This window comes from Kitasatospora sp. NBC_01250 (assembly GCF_036226465.1).
Taxonomy (GTDB): Bacteria; Actinomycetota; Actinomycetes; order Streptomycetales; family Streptomycetaceae; genus Kitasatospora.
The window spans coordinates 2,777,088-2,796,235 of sequence record NZ_CP108476.1; the positions used below are offsets into that span (position 1 = coordinate 2,777,088).

Genomic DNA, 19,148 nt, shown 5'->3' on the forward strand with positions numbered 1-19,148 from the left:
CGGAGCAGATCTGTTCCGAATCAACGGGAAGGCCACGACCATGGCTACGTTCAGCATGCAGGACATCGACCAGTACTACGAGACCCACGGCGACCCCGCCCATCCGCCGGTGCTCCTGATCTCGGGCCTCGGCGGCGTCGGGCGCAGCTGGGGACCGCAGATCGACCGCTTCGCCGAGCGGTACTTCGTGATCCTGCCCGACCAGCGTGGCACCGGGCGCAGCACGCGCGCCGAGACCGGATACACCACCGGCCGTCTGGCCCTGGACATGCTTGCGCTCATCGAGCGCCTCGGCCTGGACTCGGTGCACATCGTGGGTGCCTCCACCGGCGGGGCCATCGCGCAGCACCTCGCGCTCGAGCGCCCCGACCTCGTCCGCTCGCTCACGCTCTCCTCCTCGTTCGCGCGGTTCGACGCGTTCATGCACCGCGAGTTCGAGATCCGGCGCAAGATCGCCGCGGAGTGGGACCGCTTCGACGTCATCTCCGCATACGCCCTGTTCCTCTTCTCGCCGCGGTTCACCTTCGAGCACCCCGACCGCGTGGCCGACTGGATCGAGATCGCGAGCAGCATGCACACGGGGCCCGGCGACCGCGAGATCGACCTCAAGCGGATCGACATGATCGCGGCCCACGACACCTCGGCCCGCCTCGGCGAGATCACCCGGCCGACGCTGGTGCTGTGCGGTGACAACAATCACTGCACCCCGATGCCGCTGTCCGAGGAACTCGCACGCGAAATACCGGCATCGGAGCTGGTCGTCTTCCAAGACGCCGGCGAGTTGATCGAGATCGAGCAGTCGGAGCGCTACTTCGAGGTCGTCAGCTCCTTCATCGACCGCCACAGCGAGGGCAACTGACCGTGGCCGCCACCCATCTGAGCACCGACGCGAGCATCGTGTACTGGGATGAGGGCGCCGGCGAACCGGTGTTGCTGGTGCACGCGTCCTTCGGCGCCGATTGGTTCGCGCCGCTCGCCGCGCTGCTGCCGGGCCACCGCGTGGTGCGCACGCACCGCGCGGGTTACGGCGCCGGCCGCGACCTGAGCGGGCATCTGACCGTCGCCGATCACGCCAGGCACCTCGCCGAAGTCCTGCACGGCGCCGGGATCGACCGCGCGCACGTGGTGGGCCACTCCAGCGGCGCAAGCATCGCGCTGCACCTGGCCGGCGCGTACCCGGACCTGGTGCACTCGCTGATCGCGCTGGAACCCGCCGCGCCCCCCGCCGCCGGTGAAACGCGGAATCCGGCGATCGGCCAGGCGATCTCCGCCGCCCACGAGGGGGACTTGGAGCGCGCTTTCGACCTGTTCCTGGGCGACGTGATGAGCCCGGGCTACCGGGACGTGCTCGCCCGCGCCCTCGGCGCCCGAGGCCTGGCCGAATCCGTCGCAAGTGGCCGGTACTTCTTCGACCGTGAAATCGCGGCACTGGTCGGGTGGGACAGCGGTACCGCGGGCGTCGAGACTCTCGAACAACCGGTGCTGCTGGTCGACGGCGGCGAGGGCGAGCGCCTGGGCAGCCCGTACCGCGCACGCAACCGCGCGCTCGCCCGCCGCCTCCGCAACGCCTCCTGCCTCACGATGGCCGGGCTCAGCCATGCGATGCCGTTGGAGGACCCGGCGGCCGTCGCGAAGACCGTCCTCGACTTCATCCGGCTCCAACCGATTGATACTCGTTGAGCACATGAACCGCAGCCGGCTCCAGACTTTCAGCCGTCTCGGAGGGCGGCGACCAGACAGGACCGGAGCCAGTCGTGCTTGTGGTCGTCACCGGGGTTCCCGGCCGGGGCCAGCATGCGGGTGTCGGAGGCGATTTGGGTGAGTGCACCGACGGAGAACAGGTAGGCCCACTGGTGGAAACCTTCGGGTTTCCCGGGCAGCGCCACCTGGAGCGCCTTGATGAACTCACGGGCCAGCGGGTCGGAGTGCTCCCGGATGACGGGACGCTCCTGGCTTGAGGAATCGGAGCTCTCCCGCAGCACGAGGTGGGCGAACCAGATGTCGTCCGGGTCCTCGTCAGGGCGAGGACCGGGCCTGTGAAGGCGTCGACGATCTTCTCGACGGCGTCGTCGGCGTGCAGGTCGGAGATCGTCATCAATCGCACCAGCCGTTCGTCGTTGACATACCGCCGCTCCTCGAAGATCGCAGTGCACAGGCCGATCTTCGAGGTGAAGTGGTAGACGACGAGCGAGAGTTGGATGCCTGCGACCTCGGCGGTTTGCCGCATCGTTGTGCCGTCGTAGCCCTTCAGGGCGAAGGGGCGCTCAGCGACGTGCAGGATCGCCTCCCGCTTGCCGACGGCCCTGGCTCCGCGCGCCGCGACCGTGGCGTCCGGTGTGTCAGACATGTGGTTTCGTCCGCCTCGTGCTGTGAAGGTCCGGGGAGCGTCGTCAGTGCTCCAGGCCATGCTGTGCTTCGTTCCACGATCGGGCCGTCAGCCAGTGCCTTGCGGACATTGCCGACGAGTGCCTCCTCCAACGAGCGCACGGTGGTGAACCCGCCCTCGCGGAACGCATCCCATTCGGCGCGCAGCAGGCCCGGCTTCGGTTGCACGGACCGGCCGGGGTCGAAGTACGTACGTACAGTCAGGGGGTCAATCCGTGCGCGCCGTGTGCGCTTCGGCTCGGGCGCCCGCGATGAGGTCGTGGATCGTGGCTGCCGGACAGCCGGTGTGGAGGCCGAGAAGTCGGGCCAGGAGTTCGTCGAGTGCCGGCCAGGGCATGGTGCCGTGACTGTTGTAGAGCGACACCAGTCCGTGCATCCCGGTCCAGAGGACGAGTCCGGCCCGCCACTGCATCTCCGGCGTGGCCGGCTCGTCATCTCGCTCGTCGGCGCGGTCGAGCGCGACGACGAGAGCTTGGAGCAGCTCCTCGCCGGCGCCGTGCGCGTTGAGCGGGCCGAGCTGTTCGGGCATCGCGCCGCCGATGATCGTGCGGTACTCGCCGGGGTGCTCGACGCCCCAGTGGACGTACGCCGCGCACCTGGCCACGAGCTCGGCGAGCGGCGTCGTGGCGGCGGCAGCGGCGTCGTTCATCAGGCGTCCGAGTTCGTCGTAGCGCAGCTTCAGGACGTGCTCGACGAGTGCCGTCAGGTCGGGGAAGTGACTGTAGATGCTCGCGGGTGCGACGCCGACCTCGCGGGCGACCTGGCGCAGCGTGAGCGTCTCCGGACGGTCCATGGTCGCGAGCAGACGTGCCGTCGCCTCGATCAACTGGTCGCGGAGCAGTCCGCCCTGCCCGCGCGGGTTGCGCCGCCGCCTGCCGTCTTCCAAGGCCCCGCTCCTTCCGCCTGTTCGCCAACGACTGTTCAGTCTAGTGGGGGGCCGCACTTGACACCCGTAACCAACACTTGTTCACTTACATCACCAACAGCTGTTCGGCCAGAGGAGCGGTTCATGCGTGTCGCAGTACTCGGCGCCACCGGCAAAGTCGGGCGCCTGATCGTCGAGCAGGCCGTCGAACGCGGCCACGAAGTCGTCGCGCTGGTGCGCAGCCCGCAGGCCTACGCACCGCCCGGGCAGGGCGCCGTCGAGGTCCGGCAGGCCGACGTCACCAAGCCCGAATCGTTCCCCGGCCTCGGCGACGTGGACGTCGTGATCTCCGCCCTCGGGATCAGCACGGGCGACGAACCCGGGACACTCCTCTCCGGCGCGAAGATGCTCGCCGGCCTGCCGGTCCGCACGCTCGCGCTCGGCGCGCTCGGCTCCGGAACCTCGGCCGGCGCCGGCGGCGGGATGTACCAGGCGATCATGAAGATGGTCATCGGCAGACAGCTCCCGGAGAAGGCGGCCGCCGACACGATCGCCCTCAACGGCGGGGCGACCGTCTTCCACGCCCCCGACCTGCAGGTCGGCGGCATCAGCCCCGGCCGCCGCAACATACCGCTGGAGAAGTACCCGAAGCCGTTCTGGCCGCCCCGCGTCTCGCGCGCGACCGCCGCCGCGCTCATGCTCGACGAAGCCGAACGCCCCACCCACGGCGCCACGATCCTCGTCCCCGTGGGGAACGCGCGATGACCGGCAACGGCTACATCGCCGTCGAAGAGGCCGTCGCCGTCCCGGGCCTCGCCGAACGTCGGCCGCCGATCACGCTGCCCGGCACCATCGACCCGGCGTTCGTCGAACACGTGATGGCGCGGCTTCCCGACGTCGCAGACCTGCGTCTGCCGGACATGGACGCGAACGGCGTCGCGATGCAGGTGCTCTCCCTCACCGTCCCCGGGATCGAAGCCGACCCCGACGCGCAACGCGCAGTGGACAACGCCCGCTACGTCAACGACTCGCTCGCAGAGATCGTCCACGCCCACCCCGACAGGTTCGCGGCGTTCGCCGCGCTCCCCCTTCAGGACCCCGGCGCCGCCGTGACCGAACTGCGCCGCGCCGTCGAGCACCTCGGGTTCAAGGGCGCCCTGGTCAACGACCACGTTCAGGGCAGATACCTCGACGACCCCGCCTTCGACCGGCTGTGGGCGACGCTGGCCGAGCTCGACGTGCCCTTGTATCTGCATCCGGGCATGCCTCCCGCGGACAGCTGGCACGTCCTCGACGGGCATCCCGAACTCGACGGCGCCCTCTGGAGCTGGCAGGCCACCACCGGTGGACACGCGATGCGCGTGATCATGGCAGGGGTCTTCGACCGCCACCCGGACGCGAGGATGATCCTCGGCCACGCGGGCGAGTTCCTGCCCTTCCAGCTCTCCAGGTTCGACTCCCGCTACGCGACCCTCGCCGTCCCGAACCCGCTGCAACGGCCGCCGTCCGAGTACTTCGGGACGAATGTGGTCGTCACCACGAGCGGTGTCCTGTCCCCCGCCGCGGTCGAGGCGCTCGTCCACGTGATCGGCGCCGACGCAGTCCTGTTCGCGATCGACTACCCCTACGAGACATCCGCTTCGGCCATCGCCGCCCTCGAACGAACCGCTCTCTCGGATGCCGACAGGCAGAAGATCGGTTCCGGCAACGCGCGGCGCCTGCTGCGTCTCTGAGGTCCCAGGCGGGAGCCGGCTGCGGCCCACCCGTGCGTGAGCGTCGGAGAACTGACGGGTAGGCGCCCGGCCGCTCAGCCGGTGGCAGGCCTGTGGCCCGCTGGGGTCTCCCGGCCCCAACGCGGGCAGGGGCCCGGAGACCGTGACTTATCCTGGGGATCATGTCGAACCCTGACGGGCTGCTCGTCGACATCGCCGCGATGGTCGAGTCCGAGCACAGCAATCAGATGTCCTTGACCGTAGTGGTCCCCGGCGCGGTGATCACCGGCAGGCTCGCCCCGGTGTCCCTGTGGTGGGAGCGGGTGGCGGAGGTCCTCCAGGCCTCGGATCACCTGAAGCCGTTCGCCGCCCTCTTCGCCCCACCCGGAGAGAGCCCGCCCGCGCGGCCCACCCACCTCCACCTCCACCGGGCGCAAATCCTGCAGGGCGACTTCGGGCTGCCCCACACGGGCGGCATGTACCGCATCGCCATCGAAGACGTCAGCAGCTGGACAGTCGGAGACCTCAGCTACTCCGACACCTGATGGTCGCGGCAGGCCAAGTGGCTGCCCAGGCTTCGCATCCCACGTCCCGGAGTCACGCGTCCGCCGTCCCGGCCATGTGCCGGGGCGGCCGACGACCCTCCCTTGACCGGCCGCCCCGCCCCTGGGTCAGTGGCCGAACGCGTCCTTGACGTGCTCACCCACCTGCTTCAGATCGCCCTTGATCTGGTCGGCCTTGCCCTGGGCCTGCAGGCGCTCGTTGCCGGTCGCCTTGCCGACGCCTTCCTTGATCGCGCCCATGGCCTTGTCCGCGGTGTTTTCGATCGTGTCGCCGGCACTCATGTCAGCCTCCTGTGCGTCGCGGTTGTGGTGACGCCATGCCTGCCCCGGCGGGCCTGCAGGATTCCTGCGAATATCCGGCCCGGGGCAGGGCACACGGTCCCCGACGCTGGCTGACTGTGGAGGTCGAAGTGGTTCCCCTTCTTCTCGTTCTTCTTCTGGCCCTGATCCTGTTCGGTGCCGGTTTCGCACTCAAGGCACTGTGGTGGGTGGCGATCGTCGTCCTGGTGTTCTGGCTGCTGGGATTCGTCGCGCGGGGCGCCGGTGCCTCCGGCACCCGCGGACGCTGGTACCGCTGGTAGGACCTCGCCAGGTGATGACGGAGCGGGGCGCGCCCATCTGCGCGCCCCGCTCCGTCATGACCGGATACAGGAAGGTGTGGTCGGAGACCCTGCCCTGCCACCGCCTGTGGTCGGCGGGGGACGTCCGTCATCGACCCGTTGCGGTGTGGCCCGCCGGTGTGGCCTCTGCTGGTGCCGCGCCAGGCAGCCTTCGCCCCGCCGCGCAAAGGCTGCCCGACGCGTCACTAGGCGGCGGCGGTGAGATCGGCGCGGCCGAAGAGGAGTGCGTAGCCGTTGGGGAGTTGGGTCAGGAGGCGGCCGTTCAGGGGTTCGCCCGCCAGGTCGGCGAGTGCGGCGAGGACGGCGCCGGTGTGCCAGCGGGCGGCGTGGGTGGTGGTGCCCAGGGTGGCGGCGACGGTGTCGACGAAGGTGTGGGCGTCCAGTGGTTGGGTGAGGGGCAGCTGCGAGGCGAAGGTGGTGCGGGCCGGTTCGGGCAGGGCGGCGGCCAGGTCGCAGCGTTCCTCGCCGACGAGCTGGCCGCCGAGGACGGTCAGGACGGTGTGCAGGACGCGTTCGGCCTCCTGGTCGGTCTCATAGCGGCCGAGGTCGCGCACCTGTTGGACGAGGTGGTGCCATGTCATGGCGGTTGGCCTTCCGGGCGTGCCGTGCCCCGCCGGAGGCGGGGCTGCGTGGGTGGTCAGGGGCGTTGGCCGGGAGCGGGCCGGCCGAAGAGGAGGTCGTAGCCGGGGGGCAGTTGGAGCAGGATGCGTTCGGTGAGGTCGTCGCCTGCGGCGTCGGCCGCGGTGGACAGGACGGCGCCGATGTCCCACAGGGCGGTGGTCTCGGTGGCGCCTTCGATCCAGGCGGCGGTGGCGCGCACGAACCGGTCGGGCGTGAGCGGTTCGGCGGCCTGCAGGGGGTTGAGCAGGATCAGGGCGAGGGTCTCGGGCAGGCGGGCCGCGAGATGGGCGCGCACCTCGCCGACCAGGTGGGCGCCGAGCAGGGCCAGGACCACGCGGGTGGCCCGCTCGGCTTCCTGGGATGTGTCGTATTCGCCGCGCTCCTGGACCGCGTCCAGGAACGCCTCCCATCGAAGAGTCACCGCGGTTCTCCCTCCGTTTCCGGGGTGGGCGCGAACGCCCTCGGCACTTCGGTCAGGACCCGACGGTCAGGTGGCGGTGCAGGCCGGTGAGTTTCAGCAGCCGGACCACGCGGTGGCCGACGCCGCTCAGGACCAGCCGCCGACCGTGCCGGTCTGCCTGGTTGCGGGCCGCGACGATCACGTTCAGGCCCGCGCAGTCCATGAACGTCACCTCCGACAGGTCGAGCACGACCTCGCGGTGCGAGCGCAGTGCGTCGGCCAGGGCGCGCTCCAGCGCGGGGGCGGTGTCGAAATCGATGTCGCCGCTCGGCCTCACCACGGTGGGAGTGGAGCTCCGGTCACGCATGATGTCTCCCGCTGCCGATCGGCCCGGTCCGCGCCTGGCCAGGGTGCGAGGTCGGCGGGGTGTTCCGCGCCGCCCCGGGGGGACGGGCGGCGCGGAACGGCTTCGGCTGCTCGGTCAGGCCCGGATCTGCTTGCGGTCGCCGCTGCGGCTGATCTCGATCTTCCGGGGCTTGGCCTTCTCCGCGACCGGGATCTTCAGGGTCAGCACGCCGGCGTCGTAGTCGGCGCTGATCCCCTCGGGGTCGAGGGTGTCGGAAAGCATGACCTGGCGGGAGAAGATCCCGAGGGGGCGCTCCGCGAGTTCCCACTTCACGCCCTCGCCCTGATGGCGCGGGCGGCGCTCGGCCTTGACGGTCAGCATGTTCCGCTCGACGTCGATGTCGATCGCATCCGGGTCCACCCCGGGCAGGTCGAAGCAGATCACGTACTCGTCGCCGGCGCGGTAGGCGTCCAAGGGCATCGGGGCCGGACGCGACCAGGTACCAGTGCTGCCGAGGAACTGCTGGGTCAGACGGTCCAGCTCGCGAAACGGGTCAGTGCGCATCAGCATCGCGAAACACCTCCAGTCGGTTCAAAGGGGTGCCAGTGCGCTTGGTCTGAAACTGTTCTAACATGTCATCCATCCGATGACAACCTCCACCGTCGCCCAGAGAGTGACACAGATGCGAGAGACACCCACCCCGCCCACCGAGCCGGTCTCCTTCCTCGCTGCCGCCGCAGCACTGGCAGCCATAGACGACGCCGTCCGCACCACCCGAACCCCGGCACCCACCCACCCGACGGGCCTCGAGACAGCGGACGGACCCGAACCCGCCCTGGCCGCCCTGGTGCTGCTGCGCGAACTGCGCACCGAACTCGCCGGCTGGGAGGCAGGGCTGGTGGAGTTCGCCCGCGCCACCGGTGCCACCTGGGCCGACCTCGCCCAGCCCATGGGCGTCGCCAGCCGCCAGGCCGCCGAGAACCGCTACCTGCGCCTGCGCCCCGCCCCCACTGCGCCCCAGACGACTGCGACCGGCGCCGAGCGCGTCAAGGCCGTACGCGACCGCCGGGCCGCCGAGCGCACCGTCACCGCCTGGGCCCGCGACAACGCCGCCGACCTACGCGTCCTCGCCGCCCAGATCTCCGCCCTCACCGACCTGCCACCCGAAGCCCGACCGGACCAGAACGCCGTGCGCACCGCCCTCGGAGCCCCCGATGCCGCCGACCTCATCGCGCCCCTTGCCTCCATGCGCCCCCACCTCCGCGCCGGCCACCCCGACCTCACCACCCGCCTCGACGACCTCACCAACCACACCGCCGAGCTCCGACACGACAGCAACCGCCGACGCGCCTGACCCCACCCACGACACCCACCACAAGATCCGCTGGCACCACATCGAGGACCAGCTGGCCCAGGCCCGAGCCCGCGCGCGAGCCGAGACCAGCGACGCCATCGCCTCGATCGACGCCTGCCTGACCAAGCTCGACACCCTGCGCCGCCACCTCGCCGACCACCCCTGGAGCCACCTCACGGATCCGCCGGACACCGAAGGAGACAGCGCAACCCCGGATGCCGTCCCTCACGCGAGAACCTCGTCATCCGAAGACCGCCGATCCACGATCGAAAAGGCCCGGAGGCGGTTCACCCCCAGGGTGGTTCAACCACCCCGGACCGCCGCTCTCCGCCAGAAGTCCGCCCGTGAGCAAGCCACTTGACCCCAACCCTCTCCACCTCCCGGTCGCTGTGACGGGTCGCCGGTGAACGGCGCGGGCGAACACCGCCGGCCCTCGCCCCCCTGGACGACATTCATCGCCGGCCACCCCTCCCTGGTCCTGCCGCACTGACCGACCGACCGGGCCACCCTGGTGATCAGTCCATTCCTGGTGACCGCTGTCAGCGCTGCCCCCCGACACGTCCCCACCCGCTGGTCGAGGGAGATCCTGTCGGGCTCGGAAAGTCATCGCCACAGGTGGGATGAGTAGGGAGACCTCGGCTGGCACCATGTCCACGCGCTCGCTTCGATGCTGTACAAGGTGGCGCGCAAGTTGCTGTCCTTCCCCGAGGTGCTGCAGCGGTGGTCAAGAACCTCGTGCTACGCCTGGCTCGGGAAAACGCCGGGTGGGGCCACAAGCGGATCCAGGGCGAGCCGGCCCGCCTCGGGCACCCGACCGCCGCATCCACGCTTTCCGAACCCCACAGGGTGGGCGAAAGTCAACGCCCAGCGTTGCGCGGTTCGAGGTGGTAGTCGAACGCAACGGTCCCCGGGTCGAGCGCCGTGACACCACCGTCGACGGTCAGTACCGCTCCGTTGACGAAGGAGGCGGCGGGCGACAGCAGCCAGGAAACGGTCTCGGCCACCTCACGCGGATCTCCGGGGCGGCCCATGGGCACGAGCCGGGTCGCCTCCTGGTAGGCCGCCTCGACGCCATCACCCGGCCCTCCGGTCTCCTCGGCGAACCGACTCATCCGCCGGTCTGCCATCTCGGTGCGCACCCAGCTGGGACACACGATGTTCGCCCGAACACCCTGCCCCCCGTAGTCCACCGCCACGGATCGCGTCAGCTGGAGCAGCGCGGCCTTGGAGGTCGCGTACGCGGCGTTGCCCGTCCCGTTGCGCAACGCCGACACCGAAGCGACCGCCACCACCGAGCCCCGGGCCTGCAACAAGTGCCCGAGCGCTGCGCGCAGGAGCAGGAAGGGGCCGGTCACGTTGGTGCGCATCACCGCCTCCCAGTCCTCGTCCGAAAGCTCACCCACTCCCCCACTGCGCCCGATCCCCGCGTTGAGCACCACCCCGTCCAGTCGACCGAAAGTGGCCACCGTCGTCTCGACCAGTCCCCGCACCGCGGCCGGTTCCGCCGCATCGGCGGGGTAGGCCAGAGCTCCCGTCTCCGCCGCGACCCGCTCCAGGGGCTCGGCCCGACGCCCGGAAACGACCACCTGATGACCAGCCTCACGCAAGAGCCGAGCCGTAGCGGCGCCGATTCCTGTGCCACCACCGGTAACGACGACAACTCGCTGATCCGCCATGGAACTCAGCCTCCACAAGAAGATGTCACATACGCAGGGTAATCATACGTAAGCACCCCGGTCGCATGTCGAGGCGAGCGCTCTGTTCCGGGTTGTCGATTGGTTCGCGTCTCGAACACGCGCAGCGCATGGAGAAGATGGCGCTGGTCCTGTGCCGTTCGGAAGCTCGCCACGACGTCCTCGGCGGACTCGTCCACGCGTACCGCAACACCGCCTGACGAAGATCAGAACAGCTGACGCAAAGCCAGGTCAGAGCGAGTGCGGAAGTGTTGGAACCCCACACGGTCAACCGCGACCTGTCCCGGGTCCGCAACGCCTCCGACTGGGTGGAGTCCGCGGTCACGACCGGCAACTCGAGCCTGGACGAGGGCCCGGCCGCACTGCTGCGGGGCGAGTAGCGGCACCCGTGGCCAGGAGTACGGTCCTGGCCGGGGACGGCTCCCGGAGTCTGCTCCCGGGCGCGGTTTCGTCCTGGGTACGGACGAACTCCCCTGTCCCCGAATGGTCCTCTTGATCAAGGCCGGGAATCACCGGCACCATTCATCGGAGGGGTCCTTTCGTGTACGAGCATGCACCGCACAGCCGCTTCCCGCTCTCCCGTCGGGGCAGCCGGCACCGCGCGGCGGCGGTCGTGACCGCTGTGGCCGCCGTGGGCATCACGGTCGCGGCGCTGGCGCCGACCGCGGCGTTCGCGGGCGGCCGGCCGGACAGCGTCCAGTCGAGCCTGAACGCGCTGGTGAAGGACGACGGCGTGCCCGCCGCGCTGGCCACCGTCAAGGGCCGCGACGGCCGCACCCACAACTACACCGCCGGCGTCGGCAACCTCACCACCAAGGCCAAGGTCCCGGTGGACGGGCAGATCCGGATCGGCAGCAACACCAAGACCTTCACCGCCGTCGTCGCCCTCCAGCTCGTCGCCGAAGGAAAGATCGGCCTCGACGCCTCCGTCGACACCTACCTCCCCGGCCTGCTGCGCGGCGACGGCATCGACGGACGCAACATCACCGTCCGCCAACTGCTCCAGCACACCAGCGGACTGCCCGACTACGTGGACAAGGGCGCGATCCTCGCCGATCCGAAGCGGTACTTCGAACCGCGTGACCTGCTCGACGCGGCGCTCGCCCAGAAGGCCCACTTCGCCCCGGGCGCCCGCTGGGAGTACAGCAACACCAACTACCTGGTGGCGGGCCTGATCATCCAGAAGGTCACCGGGCGGCCGCTCGGCGAGGAGGTCGACCAGCGCATCGTCGACCGCATCGGCCTGCGGCACACCTACTTCCCCACCCCGGGGGACATGACCATCCACGAGGCCCACCCCGAGGGGTACAACCAGGACGCCGACGGCTCGTTCCACGACTACACCGAGCTCGACCCGTCCTGGGGCTGGGCGGCGGGCGCCGTCGTCTCCACCAACAGCGACATCGTCCGCTTCTACACGGCGCTGCTCGGCGGCCGGCTCCTCCCGGCGGCCCAGCTCGCCGAGATGCGCACCACCGTCCCCGCGGACGAGGCGGGTCCGGGCGTCCGCTACGGGCTGGGCCTGATGAGCAGGCCGCTGTCGTGCGGAGGCGTGTTCTGGGGCCACGGCGGGACCATTCCGGGCTACTTCACCGCCGGGGGCGCCACCGACGACGGCCGCGCCGTCAACCTCGCGGTGACCATGATCCCGGGTGACGCGGCCGGGAAGGGCGTGGAGGCCGCAGTGGACTCCGCCCTGTGCCACTGACCCCACCCGATCCGGCCTGAGCGTCGGCACCGGTACGACCAGCGGGTTCTGCGCGCGCCTGCGCGCAGAACCCGCCCCCACCAACTTCCCCCTCCAGCAGAGGAGTTCCCCCGTGAACGAGCACGTACAGCACAACCGGGCCAAGCTGCGCCATCGGGGCCGGCGCGGCTTGGCGGTGGCCGTGGCCACCGTGGCCGCCGGCGTCGTGGCGGCCTCGCCCCTGGCGCCGACCGCGGCGTTCGCGGGCGGCCGGCCGGACAGCGTCCAGTCGAGCCTGAACGCGCTGGTGAAGGACGACGGCGTGCCCGCCGCGCTGGCCACCGTCAAGGGCCGCGACGGCCGCACCCACAACTACACCGCCGGCGTCGGCAACCTCACCACCAAGGCCAAGGTCCCGGTGGACGGGCAGATCCGGATCGGCAGCAACACCAAGACCTTCACCGCCGTCGTCGCCCTCCAGCTCGTCGCCGAAGGAAAGATCGGCCTCGACGCCTCCGTCGACACCTACCTCCCCGGCCTGCTGCGCGGCGACGGCATCGACGGACGCAACATCACCGTCCGCCAACTGCTCCAGCACACCAGCGGACTGCCCGACTACACGGACGCCCCCGCGCTCTCGGATTTCAGCACGATCCAGCACCGCTACTTCGAGCCCCGCGAGCTCCTCGACGGCGCCCTCGCCCAGAAGGCCCGCTTCGCCCCGGGCGCGCGCTGGGAGTACAGCAACACCAACTACATTGTCGCCGGACTCCTGATCCAGAAGGTCACCGGGCGGCCCGTCGGCGAGGAGATCACCAAGCGCGTCATCGACCGCATCGGCCTGCGCCACACCTACTTCCCCACCCCGGGGGACATGACCATCCACGAGGCCCACCCCGAGGGGTACAACCAGGACGCCGACGGCTCGCTCCACGACTACACCGAGATGGACCCCTCGATGGCCTGGGCGGCGGGGGCGATCGTCTCCACCAACAGCGACCTCAACTCGTTCTTCACCGCGCTCCTCGGCGGCCGGCTCCTGCCCGCGGCGCAGCTCGCCGAGATGCGCACCACCGTCCCCGCCGAGCTCCTGGGCCCGGGCGTCCGCTACGGGCTGGGCCTGCAGAGCAAGCCGCTCTCCTGCGGCGGCCTCCTCTGGGGCCATGGCGGGACCATTCCGGGCTACCGCTCCCGCGGCGGGGTCACCGACGACGGCCGTGCCGCCAGCATCACGGTCACCACCATCCCCGGCGACGCCGGCGCGCAGCGCATGGCGGACGCCCTGGACGCGGCCCTCTGCCGCTGACCCGCCCCGGCGCGTTCGGGGTGCCGGGCACCGGGCGGACGGCCCCGCGGCTTCCGTGATCGGGGGCCGCGGTGCCGTCCGCGAAGTACTGCTGCGCTTCAGCCCGCCGGGTTCGCGCTCCGGGGCTCCACCAGGCCGGTCTCGTAGGCCGCGATCACCGCCTGGGCGCGGTCGCGGACGCTCAGCTTGGCGAAGATGCTGGTGATGTAGTTCTTGACCGTGGAGACGCTGATGCCCATCGCCGCAGCGATCTCGGCGTTGTCGAGGCCGGTGGCCAGCAGGCGCCACACCTCGACCTCACGGGGCGTCAGTTCACCCAGGTCGGACACCAGCACCGGCGACGGCGACTGCGGCAGGCGGGGTGTGGTGACGTAAGCGGAGATCAACCGGGTGAGCAGGCGCGGCGCCACCGCCGCCTCCCCGGTGTGCACGGTCCGCACGGCCGCCGAGAGCTCCTCCGGGGAGACGTCCTTGGGCAGGAACCCGGAGGCGCCGGCGCGCAGGGCGGCCACCACGTACTCGTCCATGTCGAAGGTGCTCAGCGCCAGGACCCGGCACGCGGGCAGCTCCCGCACGATCCGCTCGGTCGCCTGGACCCCGTCGAGAACCGGCATCCGGATGTCCATCACCACGACGTCCGGCCGGTGCCGGTGCGCGAGGTCGACCGCCCGCTGCCCGTCGTCCGCCTCGGCCACCACCTCGAACGCCGGGTCCGGTGCCAGGATCAGGGCCAGGCCCCGCCGCACCAGCGGCTGGTCGTCCGCGATCAGCACCCTGATCCGCTCCTGGGCACCCGTCATCCGAGCCGTTCCTCTCCGTCGCCCGGCGCCACCGGCAGGTCGGCCACAACCCGGAAGCCACCCCCGTCGACGGCGCCGGCCACCATGCTGCCGCCCTGCAGCGCGACGCGTTCGCGCATGCCGATCAGACCGTACCCGGCGCGGCCCGCCCTCGGTCCGGCCGCACCGCCCGCCCCCGCCACGGCTCCCACCAGGGTGTCGGCCGGCGCGGCGGCGCCGTTGTCGGACACCTCGACGGTGACCCGGTCCGGGTGGTACGTCAGCCGGACCCGCGCCTCGGCCCGGCCGGCATGCTTGCGGGTGTTGGTGAGGGACTCCTGAACGATCCGGAACACCGCCAGGCCGGTGCTCGGCGGCAGCGGACGCTCCTCCCCCAGGACGGCGAACTCCGTGGGCAGACCGGCCCTGCGGGACTCCTCGACGAGCTCTCCGAGGTGCCCGACACCGGGCTGCGGCGCGGACGGCGCCCGGTCCGCCTCCCCCGGCGCGTCGCCCTCCCGCAGCACGTCGAGCAGTTGGCGCATCTCGCGCAGCGCCATCCGCCCGGAGCCCTCCAGCGTGACCAGGGCGTCGCGCACCACCTCGGTGTCACGCCCGAGGTTCGCCCTGGCGCCGCCGGCCATCAGCTGCATGGTGGTGATGTGGTGGGCCACGATGTCGTGCAACTCCCGTGCGATGCGGCGCCGTTCCTGCGCCACCGCACGGTCGGCCAGCAGCCTGCGCCTGACCTCCACCTCCTGCTGCCAACGCTTCAGCACCACGGCCGCGACGATGACCAGCGCCGCGGCGAGCACGTTGGCCGCCACCTCCACCACCGGCGGGGGCAGCGGATGCCCCCGACCCAGCAGTGGCACGGCGGCCGCCACCAGGGCGGCCGGCGCCGCCACCGCGATGCCGCGGGAGCGGGCCACGGCGAACAGCGCGACGCACAGCGTGCAGTTGAAGTGGTGCGGCACCGGCCCGCTCAGGTTCAGTGCCACGCCGAGGACCAGCACGACCGCCAGTGACGCCAGCGGATAGCGGCGCCTGGTGAGCAGCGGCATGGCCGCCAGCACGAGCAGGACCAGGGCGGTCAGGGCGATCGGCTGGCTTCCGTCGGGACCGCCGAGCGTGTAGCCGATGAGGTCCAGGGCGGCCGCCCCGACGGCCAGCAGCGCGTCACTGGCCGTCCAGGGCAGGCCGTCGGCTCTCGGCGACGGCGGCAGCGGCAGCGGCCGGTGGTGCGTCGACATGCTGGTGGTGGTCCTTTCTGCGGCCGGTCGGCACCGGCCTTCGCCCGCGATCCTCGGGGGGGGGAATGTTCTCGCGGTCCATTCTCGCAGCGGCTCCCAGCCCCGGGCAGGCGCCCCGGACCGATCCCCGACCAGGCCCCTGGTCCTGGTCAGGGCCGTGCACCGGGCTCAGGTCCTGACGGCGTTCTCCTCCCGCGCACGGACGAGAGCGCCCGGTACGCCGTGATGGTCTGAAGACGTGCCGGAACTCGCCGGCTGACGCACCACAGCCGGAGGACATCGTGATCCGCGCCCTGACCGGATTCTCCACCAGGAATCCGTGGAAGGTGATCGCCGTCTGGGCGGTCCTGGGAATGCTCCTGACCGTCCTGGGCCAGACCCTGATCTACCGGGTGACCCAGACCCAGACGGCCGACTTCCTGCCGAAGAGCTACGACTCGGCCGCTGCCATGCAGATCGCCCACGACCGCTTCGGAACGAAGCCGGACGCCAACCCGGTGACCATCCTGGTCGCGCGGACCGAGGGCCGGGCCCTGACTCCCGCGGACAAGGCGCAGATCGACGCCGGGGCGCAGCGGCTGAGCCGCCTCAAGGTCACCATGCCCAGGACCAAGGACGCGGCGCCCCTCCAGCAGGACTACTCGCAGATCCCCCAGGTCGGTCCGGCCATGACGGCACCTGACGGAACCTTCGAGCTGCTCTCCGCCAACCTCACCGGAAACTCCGCTGACCCTGGCCTGGCGAGCACCTTCCGGGCGTTCCGGGACAACGCCCGGGCGGAGTTCGCCGCCCAGGGCCTGCGAACCGGCTTCACCGGCGCACTCGCCGACCAGGTCGACTCCACCGACGACGGGAAGACCCTCAAGACCGTCGCCGGCGCCTGCGCCTTCGCCCTGATCGTGCTGCTCCACATCCTCGTGTTCCGCAGCGTGCTGGCCGCCCTGCTGCCGCTGATCTCGGTGACCCTGATCAGCGGCGCGGCCAGCGGCGCGGTCGTGGGCACCGCACTGCTCACCGGCATCAAGATCGACCCCTCCGTACCGGACCTGATCGCCGTGGTGCTCCTGGGCATCGGCATCGACTACTTCCTCTTCCTGATGTTCCGCTTCCGCGAGCAGCTGCGGGCCCACCCCGATCGCCACCACCGCGCCACCGCCGCCGCGGTCAGCCAGAAGGTCGGCACCGCGATCACCTCGGCCGCGCTGACCATCGTCGCCGCCTTCGCCACCCTCGGGGTCGCCAGCTTCGGCCAGTTCCGGGTGCTCGGCCCGGCCATCGCGGTCTCCGTCCTGGTCATGCTGCTGGCCAGCCTCACCCTGATGCCCGCCGTGCTCGCAGCCTGCGGACGCAAGCTCTTCTGGCCCTCCCGCGCCCTCGAGGCCGAACCCCGCGAGGGCGCCGCGGCCCGGTTCGGCGACCTGGTGACCCGCCGACCGCTGACCATGGTCCTCGCCTCGCTCGCCCTGCTGGCCGCCCTGGCCGGCGGGCTGGCCGGGATCAAGATGGACTACGGCCTGGGCGGCGGCCCCCGCACCGCGTCCCAGAGCACCGCCCTCGAGATCTCCCGCGCCCTGCCCGCCGGCGTGGCCGACCCGACCAGCGTCTACGTCGAAACCAAGAACGCCGGCCCGCTCTCCCCCGGCACGCTCGACGGCCTGACCCAGCACCTCACCCGGGTCGCCGGCGTCGGCCAGGTGGCCGAGCCGGTCCTGAGCGAGGACCGGCAGGCCGCGCGGATCGACCTGTTCCTCACCGCGGACCCGCAGTCGAAGCAGGCCCGTGACCTGGTCTCCGGCCCGATCCGCGCAACCGTCGCCCAGAGCACACCCGCCGACCTGACCGCGCACGTCGGCGGCACCCCGGCGGTCTTCGCCGACGTCTCCACCGCCGTCGACCACGACCTCCGGCTGGTCTTCCCGGTCGCGGCGGTACTGATCGGCGTGATCCTGCTCCTGCTGCTGCGCAGCCTGCTGGCACCGGTGATCCTGATGCTCTCCGTCGGCCTCGGCTTCGCGGCCACCCTCGGCGCGGCCGCCCTGCTGTTCCAGCACGCGATGGACAAGCCGGGCGTCAACTTCACGCTGCCGCTGGTCCTGTTCCTGTTCGTGGTCGCGCTCGGCACCGACTACAACATCCTGATCAGCGACCGCATCCGGGAGGAGATGGAACACCCCGGGCCGCCCCGGGCCGCGGTCGCACGCGCCCTGCGGCACACCGCCCCGGCCATCGCGACGGCGGGCCTCGTCCTGGCCGGCTCCTTCGGCAGCCTCGCGGTGACCCCGCAACCCTCCACCCAGCAGATCGGCTTCGCCACCGCGCTCGGCATCCTGCTCTCCGCGTTCCTGCTGTCCATCGTGCTGGTGCCCGCCCTGGCCGCGATCCTCGGCCGCAGCCTGTGGTGGCCCCTGCGCCCCGGACGCACGACCGCCCGACCCGCCAGCCGGCACCGCACGGACGCACCGCACTCGCCGCATTCGGCGCCCCTGTCCCAGTGGCCCGCGCCGCAGCACCAGGACACCTACTACCCCTAGAAGACAGATGCAGGTCCTGGTGTGGTCCGGGCTGCCGCCGTCAGGCGGTGGCTCGGACTTGCCAGCGGGTGCCGCCGTGATGGAGTCCGAGGTCTGTCGCTGATCAAGGGAGATCAGCAGGTCAGCGCGCATAGTGGTCGTCCCGCGAGCGCAGACCGGGAGTGGAGGGTCCCGCGCGCGACCCTCCGAGGCGATCACCATGCGCTGCTCACCCAACCCCTCAGGCAACCGAGACCGAGGACGCGTCTACCGGCGCTGCGGCTGCCGCGACGACCACCGCCACACCATCCGCCGCGCCGGCTTCCCCGACGAACTCAACGCACGCATCAACCTGCGGCGCCTCAACGACTCCATGCCCGCCTGCGTGATCATCGACCCGCGCCAGAGCACCGCCGACTACCTCACCGCCTGGCTCGCCGAGAAAGAGCTCCACCTCAAGCCCACCACCATCGCCCGCTACCGCGCCTACATCGAACAAGACCTCATCCCCGCCCTCGGCACCATCCCCCTCGACGACCTCACCCGCCGCCACCTCAGCACCTTCGTCACCGCCCAACTGCAACACGGCCGCGGCAGAGTCACCGTCCACTCAGAACTCGCGTGACGACGGCTTGGCCGCCGTCGCGGTCAAGAGCGACCCGGTGGGTGTCACTGTTCTCGCGGTGCAGGCCAAGCGAACGAAGAACGTCGTCAGCCCCGAAACCGTCCGCGCCCTGTACGCCACCGACGACGACACGGACGCCGTGCGCGGTGTCCTCGTCACCACGTCCTGGTTCGGCAAGGCGAGCTACGACTGGGTGCAGCGCAACGGCCGGAAGCTGGACCTCATCGACGGCTGGAACCTCAAGGCGCTCCTGCTGGGACACCTTGGCCTCGACGTCCTGAGCGGCCTGCCCAAGGCCCCCCAGGGCTGGCAGCCGACCGACATCACCTGACGCGGCGGGACCTCGTACCACAGCTGTAGGTCGCCTGCGGGCCCGCCCCGACCGGGATGGCACTGGCACCGGTCGAGGAGGCGAGCACGCAGCTCGC

General features: G+C 71.1%; 23 protein-coding genes and 1 pseudogene. 13 read left to right on the plus strand and 11 right to left on the minus strand.

The genetic code is table 11. The features are described 5' to 3' along the window. Window positions 1-40: 40 nt before the first annotated feature. Together OG500_RS11245 and OG500_RS11250 are read left to right on the plus strand one after the other, a co-directional pair. A complete protein-coding gene (locus OG500_RS11245) occupies window positions 41-859 on the plus strand; it encodes an alpha/beta fold hydrolase (RefSeq protein ID WP_329579338.1) in 819 nt (272 codons plus the stop codon). 2 nt (window positions 860-861) lie between these two features. Then, a complete protein-coding gene (locus OG500_RS11250; RefSeq protein ID WP_329579341.1) occupies window positions 862-1,680 on the plus strand; it encodes an alpha/beta fold hydrolase in 819 nt (272 codons plus the stop codon). Window positions 1,681-1,709: 29 nt separating this feature from the next. On the opposite strand, the gene OG500_RS11255 is transcribed toward OG500_RS11250, so the two are convergent. The 3 genes and pseudogenes from OG500_RS11255 to OG500_RS11265 form a co-directional block, all read right to left on the minus strand. Further along, window positions 1,710-1,982, minus strand: coding sequence for a hypothetical protein (locus tag OG500_RS11255; RefSeq protein ID WP_327066415.1), 273 nt, complete (start codon window positions 1,980-1,982; stop codon window positions 1,710-1,712). A gap of 224 nt (window positions 1,983-2,206) precedes the next feature. After that, window positions 2,207-2,407: pseudogene (locus tag OG500_RS11260) on the minus strand (hypothetical protein); the annotation flags it as partial. A gap of 186 nt (window positions 2,408-2,593) precedes the next feature. Continuing rightward, window positions 2,594-3,271, minus strand: a complete 678-nt coding sequence (locus OG500_RS11265) for a TetR/AcrR family transcriptional regulator (protein WP_327066416.1) — start codon at window positions 3,269-3,271, stop codon at window positions 2,594-2,596. 123 nt (window positions 3,272-3,394) lie between these two features. Here OG500_RS11265 and OG500_RS11270 point away from each other — a divergent pair, with 123 nt between their 5' ends. The 3 genes from OG500_RS11270 to OG500_RS11280 all read left to right on the plus strand — a co-directional run bounded on the left by OG500_RS11270 (window position 3,395) and on the right by OG500_RS11280 (window position 5,507). Next, the gene (locus OG500_RS11270; RefSeq protein WP_327066417.1) at window positions 3,395-4,015 is read left to right on the plus strand and encodes an NAD(P)-dependent oxidoreductase; all 621 of its coding nucleotides are present in this window, start codon (window positions 3,395-3,397) and stop codon (window positions 4,013-4,015) included. Further along, window positions 4,012-4,983, plus strand: a complete 972-nt coding sequence (locus tag OG500_RS11275) for an amidohydrolase family protein (RefSeq protein ID WP_329579346.1) — start codon at window positions 4,012-4,014, stop codon at window positions 4,981-4,983. Before OG500_RS11270 ends, OG500_RS11275 begins: the two co-directional genes overlap by 4 nt. 161 nt (window positions 4,984-5,144) lie before the next feature. Next, complete coding sequence (locus OG500_RS11280; RefSeq protein WP_327066420.1) at window positions 5,145-5,507, plus strand: hypothetical protein; 363 nt, start codon at window positions 5,145-5,147, stop codon at window positions 5,505-5,507. A 126-nt stretch (window positions 5,508-5,633) separates the two neighbouring features. Here OG500_RS11280 and OG500_RS11285 read toward each other — a convergent pair whose 3' ends face one another. Further along, entirely contained in the window at window positions 5,634-5,807 is a 174-nt protein-coding gene (locus tag OG500_RS11285) for a CsbD family protein (RefSeq protein ID WP_327066421.1), read from the minus strand. 128 nt (window positions 5,808-5,935) lie between these two features. On the opposite strand from OG500_RS11285, the gene OG500_RS11290 reads away from it, so the two are divergent. Continuing rightward, complete coding sequence (locus tag OG500_RS11290) at window positions 5,936-6,106, plus strand: hydrophobic protein (RefSeq protein ID WP_327071506.1); 171 nt, start codon at window positions 5,936-5,938, stop codon at window positions 6,104-6,106. Between the two features lie 224 nt (window positions 6,107-6,330). Here OG500_RS11290 and OG500_RS11295 read toward each other — a convergent pair whose 3' ends face one another. From OG500_RS11295 to OG500_RS11310, 4 genes are all read right to left on the minus strand, one after another. Beyond that, entirely contained in the window at window positions 6,331-6,726 is a 396-nt protein-coding gene (locus tag OG500_RS11295) for a DUF2267 domain-containing protein (protein ID WP_327066422.1), read from the minus strand. Window positions 6,727-6,782: 56 nt separating this feature from the next. Next, entirely contained in the window at window positions 6,783-7,187 is a 405-nt protein-coding gene (locus OG500_RS11300; protein ID WP_329579351.1) for a DUF2267 domain-containing protein, read from the minus strand. A gap of 52 nt (window positions 7,188-7,239) precedes the next feature. Beyond that, a complete protein-coding gene (locus OG500_RS11305) occupies window positions 7,240-7,533 on the minus strand; it encodes an STAS domain-containing protein (RefSeq protein WP_327066424.1) in 294 nt (97 codons plus the stop codon). Window positions 7,534-7,647: 114 nt separating this feature from the next. Continuing rightward, the gene (locus OG500_RS11310; RefSeq protein WP_327066425.1) at window positions 7,648-8,082 is read right to left on the minus strand and encodes an Hsp20/alpha crystallin family protein; all 435 of its coding nucleotides are present in this window, start codon (window positions 8,080-8,082) and stop codon (window positions 7,648-7,650) included. A 112-nt stretch (window positions 8,083-8,194) separates the two neighbouring features. Between OG500_RS11310 and OG500_RS11315 the strand changes: the two genes are divergently transcribed. Continuing rightward, window positions 8,195-8,866: a hypothetical protein gene (locus tag OG500_RS11315; RefSeq protein WP_327066426.1), complete on the plus strand. Its 672-nt coding sequence runs from the start codon at window positions 8,195-8,197 to the stop codon at window positions 8,864-8,866. Between the two features lie 857 nt (window positions 8,867-9,723). On the opposite strand, the gene OG500_RS11325 is transcribed toward OG500_RS11315, so the two are convergent. Next, entirely contained in the window at window positions 9,724-10,542 is an 819-nt protein-coding gene (locus OG500_RS11325; protein ID WP_329579355.1) for an SDR family NAD(P)-dependent oxidoreductase, read from the minus strand. A gap of 266 nt (window positions 10,543-10,808) precedes the next feature. On the opposite strand from OG500_RS11325, the gene OG500_RS11330 reads away from it, so the two are divergent. From OG500_RS11330 to OG500_RS11340, 3 genes are all read left to right on the plus strand, one after another. Further along, the gene (locus OG500_RS11330; RefSeq protein ID WP_327066428.1) at window positions 10,809-10,940 is read left to right on the plus strand and encodes a DUF6192 family protein; all 132 of its coding nucleotides are present in this window, start codon (window positions 10,809-10,811) and stop codon (window positions 10,938-10,940) included. Window positions 10,941-11,101: 161 nt separating this feature from the next. Further along, on the plus strand, window positions 11,102-12,268 hold the full coding sequence (locus OG500_RS11335; protein WP_442789139.1) for a serine hydrolase domain-containing protein: 1,167 nt from the start codon (window positions 11,102-11,104) through the stop codon (window positions 12,266-12,268). A gap of 112 nt (window positions 12,269-12,380) precedes the next feature. After that, entirely contained in the window at window positions 12,381-13,553 is a 1,173-nt protein-coding gene (locus OG500_RS11340; RefSeq protein ID WP_442789140.1) for a serine hydrolase domain-containing protein, read from the plus strand. A gap of 98 nt (window positions 13,554-13,651) precedes the next feature. Here OG500_RS11340 and OG500_RS11345 read toward each other — a convergent pair whose 3' ends face one another. Beyond that, the gene (locus tag OG500_RS11345) at window positions 13,652-14,353 is read right to left on the minus strand and encodes a response regulator transcription factor (protein WP_327066429.1); all 702 of its coding nucleotides are present in this window, start codon (window positions 14,351-14,353) and stop codon (window positions 13,652-13,654) included. Continuing rightward, entirely contained in the window at window positions 14,350-15,585 is a 1,236-nt protein-coding gene (locus OG500_RS11350; RefSeq protein WP_327066430.1) for a sensor histidine kinase, read from the minus strand. Before OG500_RS11350 ends, OG500_RS11345 begins: the two co-directional genes overlap by 4 nt. 281 nt (window positions 15,586-15,866) lie before the next feature. On the opposite strand from OG500_RS11350, the gene OG500_RS11355 reads away from it, so the two are divergent. The 3 genes from OG500_RS11355 to OG500_RS11365 all read left to right on the plus strand — a co-directional run bounded on the left by OG500_RS11355 (window position 15,867) and on the right by OG500_RS11365 (window position 19,051). Next, the gene (locus tag OG500_RS11355; RefSeq protein ID WP_329579360.1) at window positions 15,867-18,116 is read left to right on the plus strand and encodes an MMPL family transporter; all 2,250 of its coding nucleotides are present in this window, start codon (window positions 15,867-15,869) and stop codon (window positions 18,114-18,116) included. Window positions 18,117-18,315: 199 nt separating this feature from the next. Continuing rightward, window positions 18,316-18,720: an N-terminal phage integrase SAM-like domain-containing protein gene (locus tag OG500_RS11360; RefSeq protein WP_329579363.1), complete on the plus strand. Its 405-nt coding sequence runs from the start codon at window positions 18,316-18,318 to the stop codon at window positions 18,718-18,720. Between the two features lie 37 nt (window positions 18,721-18,757). Then, on the plus strand, window positions 18,758-19,051 hold the full coding sequence (locus tag OG500_RS11365; RefSeq protein ID WP_329579366.1) for a restriction endonuclease: 294 nt from the start codon (window positions 18,758-18,760) through the stop codon (window positions 19,049-19,051). The last annotated feature ends 97 nt before the right edge of the window (window positions 19,052-19,148 follow it).